We start from the raw sequence: 13,734 nt of genomic DNA on the forward strand, positions 1-13,734 counted from the left end.
CGTCACACCGCGCGGGGGACCGACCGCCCGCCGAAGTGGAAGAACCGGGCCGGGCCCGCCTCGGCGTCGAGGAACTGCGCGTACCGGCCGGTCCCGGTGACGAACACCCCGGGGCCGGCCGCGCGCAGCGCGATCTCGGCGACCTCGGCGGACAGCCCGGCCCGCGCGACCATCGCCGCCGCGTCGCCCGTGGACTCGACGGCCGCCACCAGGCCGTCCCCCTGCGCGGACACCGTGATCCGCTGGGTGCCGTTGGCGTACACGCCCGTGTAGCGGTCCAGCTCCGCGGCGGCCGCCGCAGCAGGGACCGGACCGGACAGTTCCGCCTCCGCGACCTCCTCCACGAGCGGCTCCGCGAACGCCCGGATCAGCCCGCCCGTGTCGCCGCCGTTCGCCACCAGCGCGACCGCCGCGCGCCGCCCTGGGACGACGTAGAGCACCGAGCGAACCCGATCGCGCCGCCGCCGTGGCCGACGACGGCGCCGTCCCCGTACACCTCCCAGCCGAGGCCGACGGCCTTGGGCACCACCGGCGCCGCGGGAACCGGCACCCGCGCGGCCCGCATCGCGCGGGCCGTCGCCGCCGACAGCACGCGCCCGCCGTCCGGACCCCGCCCGTCCTCGGCGTGCATGCGCCCGAACGCCAGCAGCGCCCGCACCGACATCGCGAGTCGGTTCCCGGCGGCCGGGTTGGACTCGGGCATGGTCGCCCACACCGGCAGCGGCCATATGCCGCGGTCGCCTTGCGGCGCATGCCCGATCGCCGTGTTGAACCCGAGGGCGTCGTTCGCGTCGAACGCCAGCTCCTCGATCCCGAGCGGCGCCGCCAGCCGCTCCCGCAGCACCTCGGCGAACGTGCGCGCCCGCTTGACCTCGACCAGCCTGCCGAGCACCGCCATCCCCGCGCTGCAATAGGAGTAGCGCGACCCGGGCTCCTCGACCTGCGCCAGCCGCGGCACCTCGTCCTCGACCAGCCGCCGCAGCGCGTCGTCCCCGGCGGTCGTGGCCCTCCACAGGTCCCCTTCGAACCCGCCGGTGTGCGTGAGCAGGTGCTCGACCGTGATCCGGTCGCTCGCCGCCGCGTCCGCGGTGCGGAACTCCGGCAGGTGCTCCCGCACCCGGTCCCCGAGTCCGATCACGCCTTCGTCGACCAGCTGCATCACCAGCGTCGCGGTCCACACCTTCGTGATCGACTGGATCTGGAACACCGCCTCCGGCGTCACCGGCACACCGGTCCGGCGGTTCACCACCCCGGCCGCGGCCTCGACCACCTCGCCCCCGACCGCCACCGCGACGGCGGCCCCGGGCACCCCGTGCTCCGCTGCCAGCCGCCCGAACTCCTCCAGCCGAACCCGCACCTCAGCCACGGTTGACACGCCGCCTCCTCGCCTCGCTTCGAACCGCCAGTCTCCCATGGCGATCGGGCTCCCGCAGTGCCCGGCGGCCGCGTCTCGCGGCCCGGAGGTACAGCCAGCCCCACCATGTGGAGGGGTGTTCGCGGGAGTGCCCCCGTTGGCACCGGATTGCTAATCTCGGCAGGAATTTCGCAAGCCGTACGGGGCTCAGACGCCGGACCGGCCGATGGCGAACGACTGAAGACGGAAGTTCTTAACCAACTGGACGACCGCGCTTCACCGACTCCCATATGCAGATACGGGAGTCTGTTCGTCATATTCGAACCGATCCGCGCCTGAGCGCCCGCCCACCCGCTATCCGGCACCACGCCGTGCGGTCCGAGAGGAATCCATGCTGATCCTTGCCATCGTCCTCGCCGCCGTCGGCGCCTGCTGCCTCGCCGGCGCCGCCTGCCTTCAGCACGGCGTCGTCACCCAATCGACGACAGGCCCGGTGCTGCGGCTCCCCGCGATCCGGACGATCCTGCGCTCGCCCGCCTGGTACGTCGGGAACGGGCTCGTCGTGCTCGGCTCCGGCCTGCACATCATCGCGCTCACTCTCGCGCCCCTTGCCGTCGTGCAGCCGGTCGGCATGATCGCGCTCGTGCTCACCGTCGTGTTCACCGGTGCCGCCCTCACCCGCTCCGTCGTCGTCGCGCTGGCGCTGAGCACGGTCGGCATCGCGGGCCTGACGGTCCTCTCCGCCATCGGCAGCAGCACGCTGACGCCGTCGCCGGACCTCGCCCTCGCCCACTGGGCGCTCCCGGCCGCCGCAGCGCTCGTCGCCGCGGCCTTCGTCTTCAAGGGCCGGGCGCGCTGCCTGCTCCTGGCCGTCGCGGGCGCCGTCCTGTTCGGGTTCACCTCCGCGCTCGTGCGCGCCGCCGCCGTCGCCTCGTTCTCGCCCGAGCTCCTGGCCCTCGTGATCGCCGAGGCCGCCGCGGCCGCGCTCGCGGGCGCGTGGCTCGTGCACCAGGCGTACGCCGCCGGATCGGCCGCCACCGTCGTGGGCGCCCTCACCGTCGTCGACCCCCTCGTGGCCGTCCTCATCGGCGCCTTCGCCTACGGCGAGACCAGCATCGGGACGCTCGCCGCCATGGCCGCGCCCGCCGTCGTCGCCGTCGCCGGCCTCGTGGTCCTCGCCCGCGCGCTCCCCAAGCGCGCCACCGCGCCCGCCCGCCCCCGCACCACCGAAGGCGCGCTGCGCATCGCGCTCAGCGCCGACACCTACTGGCCCGACGTCAACGGCGCCGCGAACTTCGCCCACCGCCTCGCCCTCGGCCTGGCCGAGCGCGGCCACGACGTGCACGTCATGTGCCCCTCGACCACCGGCAAGTCCTTCACCGAGGCCGTCGGCGGCGTCACCGTCCACCGCATCGCCTCGCTCCGCACCCCCTTCCACCCCGACTTCCGCTTCTGCCCGCCCTGGCGCGCGGACAAGGCCGTGCCGGAGCTCCTGGCCGAGATCGACCCCGACGTCGTCCACACCCAGGCCCACTTCATCGTCGGCCGCGCCGCCGTGCGCGCCGCCACCGCCGCGGGCATCCCGGTCGTCGCCACCAACCACTTCATGCCCGAGAACCTCCTCGGCTTCGGCCCCCTCCCGCGCTGGACGCACCGCCTCATCGCGAAGCTCGCCTGGCGGGACCTCGCCCGCGTCTACGGCCTCGCCACGGTCTGCACCACCCCCACCCCGCGCGCGGCCGAGCTCCTCGAGCGCAACGGCCTCGACCGCCCCGTCATGGCCATCTCCTGCGGCATCGACCGCGCCAAGTACGCGGGGGCGCAAGAGAAGTCGGAGCACACCACGCTCCTGTTCGTGGGCCGCCTCGAAGCGGAGAAGAACGTCCACGAGCTCATCGAGGCCGCCGCGCTCCTGCCGCAGGACGTGCGCGTCGAGGTCGCCGGCGACGGCAGCGTCCGCCCTCGCCTCGAAGCGCTCGCCGCCCAGCTCGGCATCGCCGACCGCGTCACCTTCCACGGCTTCCTCCCCGACGAGGACCTCGTGCGGGCCTACCGGCGCTGCGACGTGTTCGTCATGCCCGGCACCGCCGAACTCCAGAGCATCGCCACCATGGAGGCCATGGCCGCGGGCAAGCCCGTCGTCGCCGCCGACGCCATGGCCCTCCCGCACCTGGTGCGCCCCGGCGAGAACGGCTGGCTCTACCAGCCCGCCGACACCGACGAGCTCGCCCTCCGCATCGGCGCGATCATCGCCGACGAGGCCGCCCGCGCCGCGATGGGCCGGACCAGCCTGGAGATGATCGCCTCCCACGACCTCGAGTCCACTCTGGTCGAATTCGAGCGCGTCTACCTCGACATCGCGGCCGTCCCCGCGCCGCTGGCCGTCCGCATCTGACGCCGCCCCCGCAGCCCTCCCCGAGGCCCGCAGCCGCCCCCGGCTGCGGGCCTCCTTCCATGCGCGGCGCGGGAAATGCCGGGGACGACTGGAAATTCACCCGAAATACTGGTAAACCAAGGCAGATGCCGGAAACACCCGGCGAGACACAGGACCACATCGAAGTAGACATTCAAATATTCAGCTACCTCTCGGTCACGCGGCGGCCCGCCGCGCGACGCCCCAACCCCCGGTCCCAGCGGCCGACGACCCGGAGGACGACATGACCATTCCCGGAAGCACCCGCCCAAGGCCCGGTTGGAGATCCGTGCTCACATGGACGGCGGTCTCGATCGCCGGCGCCGCCGCCTGGGGCATGATCGCCCTGGTCCGCGGTGAGGAGATCTCCGCCTTCTGGCTCGTGGTCGCGGCCCTCGGCTCCTACGCCATCGGGTACCGCTTCTACGCGCTCTTCATCGCCCGCAAGGTCCTCCAGGTCGACGACACCCGCGCCACCCCCGCCGAGCGCCTCGACGACGCGGTCGACTACCAGCCCACCGACCGCCGCGTCCTCCTCGGCCACCACTTCGCCGCCATCGCCGGCGCCGGGCCCCTCGTCGGCCCCGTCCTCGCCGCCCAGATGGGCTACCTGCCCGGCACCATGTGGATCATCATCGGCGCGATCTTCGCCGGCGCCGTCCAGGACATGGTCGTCCTCTTCATCTCCATGCGCCGCAACGGCAAGAGCCTCGGCCAGATGGCGCGCGACGAGATCGGCCCGTTCGGCGGCGCCGCCGCCCTCATCGGCGTCTTCTCGATCATGATCATCATCCTCGCGGTGCTCGCCCTCGTCGTCGTGAACGCGCTGGCCCAGTCCCCGTGGGGCACCTTCTCGATCGCGATGACGATCCCCATCGCCCTGCTCATGGGCTTCTACCTGCGCACGATCAGACCCGGCCGGGTCCTGGAGACGAGCCTCATCGGCGTGGTCCTGCTCGTCCTCGCCATCGTCGCGGGCGGCTGGGTCCAGTCCTCGTCCTGGGCCGACGCCTTCACCCTCACCCCGCAGACCCTCGTCTTCTGCCTGGTGGCCTACGGCTTCGTGGCCGCGGTGCTGCCGGTGTGGATGCTCCTCGCGCCGCGCGACTACCTGTCGACGTTCATGAAGATCGGCACGATCGCGCTCCTGGCCGTCGGCGTCCTCATCGTCTCCCCGACCCTCCAGACCGACGCCGTCTCCGAGTTCGCCCTGAGCGGCCTCGGCCCGGTCTTCTCCGGCGAGCTGTTCCCGTTCGTGTTCATCACGATCGCGTGCGGCGCGCTCTCGGGCTTCCACGCCCTTATCGCCTCCGGCACCACGCCGAAGATGATCCAGAAGGAGTCGCAGGTCCGCATGATCGGCTACGGCGCCATGCTCATGGAGTCGTTCGTCGCCGTCATGGCCCTCATCGCCGCCTGCATCCTCGACCCGGGCCTCTACTTCGCGATGAACGCCCCCGCCGGCGTCCTCGGCACCACGGTGGAGTCCGCCTCGCAGGCCGTCGCCAACCTCGGCTTCACCATCACTCCGCAGGACCTCCAGGCCGCGGCCGACGCGGTCGGCGAGGAGACCCTGGTCGCCCGCACCGGCGGCGCCCCGACCCTGGCCGTGGGCATGTCCGAGATCCTCTCCTCCGTCTTCGGCGGCGAGGGGCTCAAGGCGTTCTGGTACCACTTCGCGATCATGTTCGAGGCTCTGTTCATCCTCACCACGGTGGACGCCGGGACCCGCGTGGGCCGCTTCATGCTCCAGGACACCCTCGGGAACGTCTGGAAGCCGCTCGGCCGCGTCGGCTGGAAGCCCGGCCTGTGGCTCACCAGCGCGCTCGTGGTCCTCGCCTGGGGCTACTTCCTCTACGCCGGCGTCAACGACCCGCTCGGCGGCATCAACCAGCTGTTCCCGCTGTTCGGCATCGCGAACCAGCTGCTCGCCGCCATCGCGCTCACCGTCGCCACCACGGTCCTGGTCAAGAGCGGCCGCCTGAAGTGGGCCTGGGTCACCGCCGTCCCGCTCGCCTGGGTGGCGGTGGTGACGCTGACGGCGAGCTGGCAGAAGGTCTTCTCCAGCGATCCGCGCATCGGGTTCTTCGCGCAGCGCGAGCGCTACGCCGACGCCCTCGCCCAGGGCGAGGTCCTGGCCCCCGCGAAGGACCTCGACCAGATGCGCACCGTCGTCACGAACTCCACTGTGGACGGCGTGTTGGCGGCGTTCTTCGCGCTGCTGGTCGTCATCATCATCCTGAACGCGGCCCTGGTGTGCTGGCGCGCGGTCCGCTCTCCCGAACCCCTCCCGTCGAGCGAGGCCCCGTACGTGGAGTCGCGCCTGCTGGTCACCGCCGGCGCCCGCGCCTCCACTGAGGACGACGGTGAGGACGGCGCGGAGGCGCGGCCGTGAGCCCGCGCCGCCTGCTCGGCCTCGTCCGGTGGTACCTGCGGGAGCTCACCGGCGAGTCCGCCTACGACCGGTACCTGGAACGCCACCGCCTCGCCCATCCGGGCGCGCCGGCGCTGCCGCGGCGCGAGTTCGAGCGGATGCGCACCGACCGCGCCGACGCGCATCCGCGGACCCGCTGCTGCTGAACGGGATCGCGGCTCCGGGCCCGGGCCGGGAGCCGCGATCCGCTACGCGCCCAGGTACGTCTGGAGGTCGTCGAGGATGAGGCCGGCGGCGGTGACGCCGATGCCGGTCATCCAGACCTCGTCGTCGACGGCGTACGCCTCGCCGGCCCGCACGGCCGCGATCGACTGCCACAGCTCGCCGCCGGTGTACTCGGCGAGCTTGGCCGCGCCGTCGTCGCCGTACGCGCAGTAGAAGATCACGTCGCCGCCGAGGGTGTCGACCTCCTCGGCCGAGACCTCGCCGAAGCGGCGGTCCTCGGCCCCTTCGAGCAGCTGGAGCTCGGGCCGGGCGAGCCCGGTGTCGCCGAGGACGATGCCGGAGAAGGAGTCCGGCCCGTAGAAGCGGATCTGGTCGGGCATGAATCGGACGAGGCTCACCTCGGTGCCGATCGCCTCGCCCAGGGACGCGCCGAAGTCGGCCGCGCGGGCCTCGTAGTCGGCGAGGAGCTGCGCGGCCTCGTCGGCCTTGCCGAGCGCGTCGCCGTCGAGGAGGAAGTTCTCCTTCCACGTGAGGCCCACCTGCTCGGTGAACACGGTCGGCGCGATCGCGTCGAGCTCGTCGTAGAACGCCTCCTGGCGGAACTTCGAGCCGAGGATCAGGTCCGGCTCGAGGTTCTCGATCGCCTCCAGGTCGGGCTCGGCGGTGGTGCCGACGACCGTGACCCCGGAGAGGTCGCCGAGGTAGGACGGCAGCTCGGCCTCGCTCGCGCGGGCGGCGCCGACCGGGGTGACGCCGAGCGAGAGCGCGGTGTCGATCTTGTCGGTGTCGAGGACGACGACGCGCTGCGGGTCCACCGGGATCTCGCTGGTGCCCATCGCGTGCTCGATGGTGCGCGTCTCGCCTTCGGCGTCGTTGCGCTCAGTGGCCGGGTCGGACGTCCCGCACGCGGCCAGCGCGAGCCCGCAGGCCGATACGAGCCCGGAGGCCAGCAGTCTTCTTCTCATTTCGGGTTCCCTTCGTCAGCAGGAGGTACAGCAGGTAGACGCCGCCGAGCGCGGCGGTGAGGACGCCGGCGGGCATCTGGTAGTCGCCGAACGCGGTGCGGCCCAGCCAGTCCGCGAGGACCAGGAGCACGGCCCCGGTGAGCGCGGAGGCGAGGAGCGGCGGGCGCGGGGTGCGGGCGAGGCGGCGCGCGATCTGGGGAGCGGCCAGGGCCACGAACTCGACCGCGCCGACCTGCGCGACGGCCGCGGAGGCGAGGGCGACGCCGAGGACGGCGAGGCCGATGCGCTGCCCGGTGACGCGCACGCCGATGCCGGTGGCGGTGGGGTCGTCGAGGTCGGTGGTGTCGAGGGCGCGCTGCGCCCACAGCAGGAACGGGAGCGCGAGCGCGAGGGAGCCGCCGAGGAACGCGGCCTCGGTCCAGCCGCGGCCGCCGAGGGTGCCGATGAGCCAGATCTGCGCCCGCTGGGCGTCGATCGCGTCGGCCGACAGCAGCAGGAGCTGGATGCCGGACTTGAGGAGCACGGCGACGGCGACGCCCGCGAGCACGAACCGGGGCGCGGAGAGGGAGCCGCGGGCGGCGACGAGGAGCACGAGCGCGGCGGCGGCGAGCCCTCCGGCGAGCGCGAGCGGCGCGAGGAGCGCGTAGCCGAGGACGACGGCGGCGGTCGCGGCGAGGCCGGCTCCGGCGGTGACGCCGACGATGTCGGGGCTGGCGAGCGGGTTGCGGGCGACGGACTGGATGAGCGCGCCGCCGAGCGCGAGCGCGGCCCCGGCGGCGACGGCGAGCACGGTGCGGGGGAGTCGCAGCACCTCGACGGTGCGGTCGTAGCCGGTGGTGCCAGTGAGGGTGGCGGTCATGTCGGCGAACGTGATGTACGTGTCGCCCAGGCAGAGCGCGGCGGTGACGGCCCCGGCGAGGAGGACGAGGAGGAGGGCGCAGGCGGCGGCGCTGCGCCGGTGCAGGGTCACGGAGTAGCGTCCGGCGCGGATCGCGGTGCGGCCCTGGAGCTTGAGGGAGGTCATGCGGTCACCGTCCGGGCGCGGCGCACGAGCGCGATGAGGATGGGGGCGCCGATGACGGCGCAGATGATGCCGGCGGGGGCTTCGCCGGGGACGATGACGCGGCCGATCACGTCGGCGGCGAGGAGCATCGCGGGCCCGAGGAGGAGGCTCATGGCGAGCTGGGTGCGGTGCCCGGCGCCGACGGCCCACCGGGCGAGGTGCGGGATCGCGAGGCCGATGAACCCGACGGGGCCGGCGGCGGCGACGGCCGCGCCGGTGAGGAGCGCGACCGTGACCGCGGCGGCGGCGCGGGTGAGCCCGACCCGGTGCCCGAGCCCGGCCGCGGCCGCTTCGCCCAGTTGGAGCCCGTCGAGTCCGCGGGCGGCGAGGAAGGCGAGGGCGAGGCCGGCGAGGAGGAAGGGCGCCATGCCGGCCGCGATGTCGGCGCCGCGTCCGGCGAGGGAGCCCACGGCCCAGAACCGGTACTGGTCGAAGGACTGCACGTCGGTGGCGAGGACGGCGTAGACGACGGCCGACAGGCTCGCGTCGATGGCCGCGCCGCAGAGCGCGTACGTGGCGGGCCCGCCGCCGGTGGTGCGCGCGGCGACGGTCGAGACGGCGTAGCCGAGGACGCCGGCCGCGAGCGCTCCCGCGATGCCGAGCCACACGTACTCGCCGATGCCGGTGAGCCCGAGGACGTTGAGGCCGATGACGACGCCGAGCCCGGCCCCGGAGGCGACGCCGAAGATGCGCGGGTCGGCGAGCGGGTTCCGCGTGAGGGTCTGCATGAGCACGCCCGCGACCGCGAGCCCGGCCCCGGCGAGGAGGCCGACGACGGTGCGGGGGAGGCGCTGCTCCCACACGACCGCGGCGGCGATCGGGTCGGTGCGGGTGAGGCCGCCCCACAGCTCGGCGAGGCTCAGGTCCCGCGCCCCGAACGCGAGCGACGCGACCACGACGACCCCGAGCGCGACCGCGGCGATCCCGCAGGCAGCCCGGCGCCCGCGGGCGGTGGCGGCGGGTCTGGGCATCCGGGCGGCGATGAGCACTTCCAGATGATAGGCGAGCCTAACCTTAGTGTGAAGGACCTGCGTGCGGGTGTGATCCCGGTCGGCGCGAGGGCCGCGAGGCCGCGAGTGCGCGGGGGCGCGAGTGCGCGGGGGAGCGGGGGCCGGTCCACGCCGGGCCAGGAGGGCAGAGCGGGTCGCGGTGTTCGCAATCGCCTTGACGGCTTCGCCCGCCTGAGCCGAGCTGGGCCCGGGGCGGGAGAGAAGACCGCGGCGTGTGCGGTCGGCCTGCCCGCCCGTCCGGGCCGGGCCGAGACGGGAGCGATCGCCGCGCCCGGCCCTCGCTGTCGCAACGCCCGAGCCCGGCGTCGGTGTTGCCGGACACCGCAGCGCCACCGCAGTCCCCTCGGTCGGTGCCCGCCTCCCGCTCCGCCGACCGCTATCTGGGTCGGCATCCCGCGCTGGCGGGTGCGGAACCGAAGTCCCCTCTTCCGCTCCGCCCGCCTTCGATCCGCCGGTGCCGCCGCTCCGTGCGCTCGGCGCGGGTCATTCGCGGGTGCGCGACCTCAGCGGCGATCGTCGGGCGTGGGACTCCACGCCGCCCACTGGCCGCCGCGCCTTCCGCCCGGGCGGCCTGTGCCGCTCGCTGGCCGCCACCATCCCGGCCGACGCACAGGCGTTCCACCGGCCGCCGTCTCGCGGCCGCCGCGCCTTCCGCCGGGGCGGCCGCGTCCCTCGCCGACCGCCGCGCTGCCGGGGCCGCTCGTTGTGGACCGCAGCGGTTCTGGAGTGAAGGGCGGGATTCCGGCCGGGGTCGGAAACCGGTACCCTGGTCATCCGGGTCCCCTCCCCACCAGCCTTCCGGAGTCCCATGCGGTTCATGGTCCTCGGCCCCCTCCAGATCGTCGTCGAAGGGGAGCCGCGCCCCTCGCTCGGCAAGACCGCGGCGATCCTCGCCGTCCTGCTGCTCAACCGCAACCTGCCCGTCAGCACCGGCCGCCTCATCGAGGCCGTGTGGGGTGAGGAGCCGCCCCGCACCGCCCTCCGGCAGATCCAGAACCGCATCGCCGAGATCCGCGGCCTCATCGCCGGCGACCCTCACTGCAACCTCGAGACCATCGGCTCGGCGTACCGCCTGCGCGTCGGCCCCGGCCACATCGACGTCGACCGCTTCGAGTCCGGCTGCGCCTACGCCCGCTCCCTGGTGGACGAGGGCAGCCCCGTCGAAGCGCTCGCGATGTACGACCGCACCCTCGCCCTCTGGCGCGGGCCCGCGTTCGCCGGGCTCGAGGGCGCGCTCATCGAATCGGGCGCCGACGTCCTCGAAGAGTCCCGCATGGAGGCCGTCGAGGAACGCCTCGACCTGCTGCTGCGCCTGCGCCGCTTCGACCAGGCCGCCACCGAGGCCCGCGCCCTCCTCGCCGAGCACCCCTTCCGCGAGCGCCTGGTCTGCCAGCTCATGATCGGCCTCCACGCGACCGGCCGCACCGCCGAAGCCCTGGAGGCGTACGAGACGCTGCGGCGCGCCCTCGCCGACGCCCTCGGCGCCGACCCCGGCCCGCACGCCCGCCGCACCCACCTCGACCTCCTCCGCGGCAACCTCGACCTGCACAACCCCACCACCGGCCCCCGGTCGAAGCCCCGCCGCCCGCCGCTGCCGCGCCAGCTCCCGGCCCCCGTCCCCGGCTTCGTCGGCCGCACCGCCGAGCTCGCGCGCATCGACGCCCGCTGGTCCGCCCGGGACGGCAAGGGCCCCTTGGCCATCGCGATCACCGGCATCGGCGGCGCCGGCAAGACCGCGCTCGGCCTCGAATGGGCCCGCCGCCGCCTCGCCGACTTCCCCGACGGGCAGCTCCACGCCGACCTGCGCGCCGGCGACGACCCCGCCGACCCCCTCGCGGTCCTCCACGGCTTCCTGCGCGCCCTCGGCACCCACCCGACCGACCTGCCCGACGACCGCGGCCAGGCCGCCGCGAACTACCGGGCCCTCCTCGCCGACAAGCGCGTCCTGATCTTCCTCGACAACGCCCGCGACGCCGACCAGGTCCGCCCCCTCCTGCCCGGCGAGGGCGGCTCGGCGGTCGTCGTCACCGGCCGCGGCCGCCTCGACCGCCTCCGGCACGTCAGCGACGTCGTCGCCGTCGAGCTCGCCGAACTCCCCGAGGACGACGCCGTCGCGCTCCTGCGCCGCCTCACCGGCGACACCACCGCCAAGCGGGCCGACGCGGCCGCCGTGGCCGCGCACTGCGGCGGCCTGCCGCTCGCGCTGCGGATCGCCGCCGGGCTCCTCGACGAGCGGCCCTCACTCGGCTTGGCGGGCTTGGCGAAGCGCCTCGGCGACGGCAGCTTGTGGCGCGCGGGCGAGCGCGACCAGATCGCCCGCGTCTTCGACCTCTCCTACGCGGGCCTGGACGACGCCGAGCGCCGCTGCCTGCGCGACCTCGCGCTCCTGCCCGGCGCCGACATCGGCGAGCCCACCGCCCTGCGCCTCGCCGCGGCGACCGGCGGCGACGCCGACCGCGTCCTGGACTCCCTGGCTGCCGCCCACCTGCTGCGCATCGGCGCCGACGGCCGCCTGCGCCTGCACCGCCTCGTCGCCGAGTACGCCCGCGCCAAAGCGCCCGCCACCGCCGACGAGGAGCGCGCCCTGCGCGAACGCGCCGTCGCCGGCTTCCGTGACCTCCGCGCCCCGGCCCCCTTGGAGGAGTACGGGTTCCTCACCGCCGCCTACCGCGCCTGGGCCGCCTTCCCGGAGGGTGCCGTCCTCGCCGATGTGTTGTGCGGCTTCGCGAAGCGCGGCCACCGGCCCGAGGAGCTCGAACGCCTCGGCGAGGACGCGCTCGCCGCGGCCGGCCCGGACCCGGGCCGCCTCGCCCGCCACCGCAACCTCGTCGCGGTCGCCGCGTACGCGCGCGGCGCGCTCGCCAAGGCCGAGGAGTACAGCCGGGCCGCCCTCGACGCGGTCGAGCGCACCGAGCACGGCGACCGCTTCGGCGCCGCCCGCGCGAACCTCGCGACCGCGCTCGCGCGGCTCGGCCGCGAGCAGGAGGCGCTACCGCTCCTGAACGCCGCGCTCGCCGCCGCCGCGGCCGCCGGCCGGGACGCGGACGCCGCCGCCATGGGCATGACCCTCGGCTGGCTCCACTACCGGATGCGCGACTTCGCCGCCGCCGAGCAGGCCCTCGCGACCGCCTTGGGCCGCTTCGAACGCGGCGGCGACGCCGCCGGGGCCCGCGAGGTCCACGCCCATCTGGTCGAGGTCTACCGCGCCTGGGGCCGCCACACGCAGGCGCGCGCGAGCCTGCGGCGCATCGCGGGTTCATGATTTCTTCACAGCGGTCTCGACCGCCCCTCGCAGACGCCCGCTTTGCCCGGGTAGCAGCGCATTCTCCTGCCTACTCGCCGTTACCCCTCCCGGGTCGTTTCGCACTACGCTGTCGCATAGGACACAGGAACCGCTTGCGGCGGAAGGAGGTCGAGATGGCTCCAGTGGACCGCGAGACGGTCGAGCGCGAGCTCGCCGACCGCCTCGCCGAACGCGACCTGATCGGCGCCCGCCTCCTCGACTGCGAGTCCCGCGCCGCCTTCGCGGCCCTGCGCGCCGAGGCCGCCGCCGTCCCCGCCGGCCGCTGCGCCGCCGCCCTGCGCGACTGGGACCTGCTGTGGAACCTGTTCCACGCCTGGAGTGAACACCTCGCCGCGACCGCCGCGCTCCGCGGCCGGAAGGGACGCCTCACCGACCCGGCCAGGGCCGCCGCGATGCTCGCCCGCTTCACCGACCCCGAGGCTCCGGACGCTCTCGCCCGCAGCCCGATCGCGACCGAGCGCGCCCTCGGGCTCATGGAGGACCGCTACGGGCGCGTCGCCGCGCTCGTCGACGAGATCGAGGTGGCCATCGACGCCTCGGGCCTCGCCGACCCGCTCGCCGACCGCATCGACGCCCTCGAAGACCGCGAGCGCCGCCTGCTGACCCGCTGGAACGAGGCCCGCGAACGCATCAGCGACCCGCCACTTGCCAAGCCCGCCAGGGTTTCCGCGACGCTGCGCGCCGATCTCGACCGTCTTCCCGTGTTCGGTGAGGCGGGCTGGACCGAGGCCGCCGCCGCCCGCGCCCGCCTCACCCGCCGGGTCGAGGCCGCCGAGCACCGCGTGGAGGCCGACTTCGCCGCCTGCAACGAACCGCTCAACCGGCGTAACCGCCTCCGCAGCGAAGCCGAGGCGTACCGAGCCCGTGCCGAACGCCTCGGCCGCGGCGCGGACCCCGCGGTCCGGGACGCCTGGACCCGCGCCCGTGCAGTGCTGTGGACCGCCCCCTGCTCGCTTCCAGAGGCCCGCAAGGCCGTCGATGAGCTGGCCGCGAGTGTGAACGGAGACCGCACATGACCGCTTGCAT

The 13,734-nt window shown here is 74.6% G+C and carries 10 protein-coding genes; 5 read left to right on the plus strand and 5 right to left on the minus strand.

The genetic code is table 11. From position 1 onward, the window contains the following. Nucleotides 1–2: 2 nt before the first annotated feature. Nucleotides 3–440: a hypothetical protein gene (locus EIW28_RS20405; protein ID WP_125249566.1), complete on the minus strand. Its 438-nt coding sequence runs from the start codon at nucleotides 438–440 to the stop codon at nucleotides 3–5. Beyond that, nucleotides 368–1,375 (minus strand): serine hydrolase domain-containing protein, encoded by a 1,008-nt coding sequence (locus EIW28_RS20410; RefSeq protein ID WP_158630480.1) that lies wholly within the window; start codon nucleotides 1,373–1,375, stop codon nucleotides 368–370. Before EIW28_RS20410 ends, EIW28_RS20405 begins: the two co-directional genes overlap by 73 nt. Before the next feature lie 370 nt (nucleotides 1,376–1,745). Here EIW28_RS20410 and EIW28_RS20415 point away from each other — a divergent pair, with 370 nt between their 5' ends. The 3 genes from EIW28_RS20415 (at nucleotide 1,746) to EIW28_RS20425 (ending at nucleotide 6,347) form a co-directional block, all read left to right on the plus strand. Beyond that, nucleotides 1,746–3,749, plus strand: coding sequence for a glycosyltransferase (locus EIW28_RS20415; protein WP_125249568.1), 2,004 nt, complete (start codon nucleotides 1,746–1,748; stop codon nucleotides 3,747–3,749). A gap of 262 nt (nucleotides 3,750–4,011) precedes the next feature. Further along, complete coding sequence (locus EIW28_RS20420) at nucleotides 4,012–6,162, plus strand: carbon starvation CstA family protein (RefSeq protein WP_125249569.1); 2,151 nt, start codon at nucleotides 4,012–4,014, stop codon at nucleotides 6,160–6,162. Continuing rightward, on the plus strand, nucleotides 6,159–6,347 hold the full coding sequence (locus EIW28_RS20425; protein WP_125249570.1) for a YbdD/YjiX family protein: 189 nt from the start codon (nucleotides 6,159–6,161) through the stop codon (nucleotides 6,345–6,347). Before EIW28_RS20420 ends, EIW28_RS20425 begins: the two co-directional genes overlap by 4 nt. 42 nt (nucleotides 6,348–6,389) lie before the next feature. Here the strand turns inward: EIW28_RS20425 and EIW28_RS20430 are convergent, their stop codons facing one another. Genes EIW28_RS20430 through EIW28_RS20440 form a run of 3 tightly spaced genes read right to left on the minus strand, consistent with a single transcriptional unit; the run spans nucleotide 6,390 to nucleotide 9,383 of the window. Then, a complete protein-coding gene (locus EIW28_RS20430; protein ID WP_125249571.1) occupies nucleotides 6,390–7,331 on the minus strand; it encodes an ABC transporter substrate-binding protein in 942 nt (313 codons plus the stop codon). After that, entirely contained in the window at nucleotides 7,246–8,355 is a 1,110-nt protein-coding gene (locus tag EIW28_RS20435) for a FecCD family ABC transporter permease (protein ID WP_125249572.1), read from the minus strand. Before EIW28_RS20435 ends, EIW28_RS20430 begins: the two co-directional genes overlap by 86 nt. Continuing rightward, on the minus strand, nucleotides 8,352–9,383 hold the full coding sequence (locus tag EIW28_RS20440) for a FecCD family ABC transporter permease (protein ID WP_232014097.1): 1,032 nt from the start codon (nucleotides 9,381–9,383) through the stop codon (nucleotides 8,352–8,354). The genes EIW28_RS20435 and EIW28_RS20440 overlap by 4 nt, the downstream gene beginning before the upstream one ends. Nucleotides 9,384–10,212: 829 nt before the next feature. Here EIW28_RS20440 and EIW28_RS20445 point away from each other — a divergent pair. After that, nucleotides 10,213–12,666 carry an AfsR/SARP family transcriptional regulator gene (locus tag EIW28_RS20445; RefSeq protein ID WP_125249573.1) on the plus strand — a complete coding sequence of 818 codons (2,454 nt, stop codon included), beginning with the start codon at nucleotides 10,213–10,215 and terminating at the stop codon, nucleotides 12,664–12,666. A 155-nt stretch (nucleotides 12,667–12,821) separates the two neighbouring features. Next, complete coding sequence (locus EIW28_RS20450; protein WP_125249574.1) at nucleotides 12,822–13,724, plus strand: hypothetical protein; 903 nt, start codon at nucleotides 12,822–12,824, stop codon at nucleotides 13,722–13,724. Nucleotides 13,725–13,734: the final 10 nt, after the last annotated feature.

This window comes from Glycomyces terrestris, assembly GCF_003933745.1.
Taxonomy (GTDB): Bacteria; Actinomycetota; Actinomycetes; order Mycobacteriales; family Micromonosporaceae; genus Glycomyces; species Glycomyces terrestris.

Excerpts from the sequence above, each read along its gene's own strand:
- EIW28_RS20420 (WP_125249569.1), top strand. The coding sequence starts at position 4,012 with ATGACCATTCCCGGAAGCACCCGCCCAAGGCCCGGTTGGAGATCCGTG.
- EIW28_RS20435 (WP_125249572.1), bottom strand. The coding sequence starts at position 8,355 with ATGACCTCCCTCAAGCTCCAGGGCCGCACCGCGATCCGCGCCGGACGC.
- EIW28_RS20415 (WP_125249568.1), top strand. The coding sequence starts at position 1,746 with ATGCTGATCCTTGCCATCGTCCTCGCCGCCGTCGGCGCCTGCTGCCTC.
- EIW28_RS20430 (WP_125249571.1), bottom strand. The coding sequence starts at position 7,331 with ATGAGAAGAAGACTGCTGGCCTCCGGGCTCGTATCGGCCTGCGGGCTC.
- EIW28_RS20450 (WP_125249574.1), top strand. The coding sequence starts at position 12,822 with ATGGCTCCAGTGGACCGCGAGACGGTCGAGCGCGAGCTCGCCGACCGC.
- EIW28_RS20445 (WP_125249573.1), top strand. The coding sequence starts at position 10,213 with ATGCGGTTCATGGTCCTCGGCCCCCTCCAGATCGTCGTCGAAGGGGAG.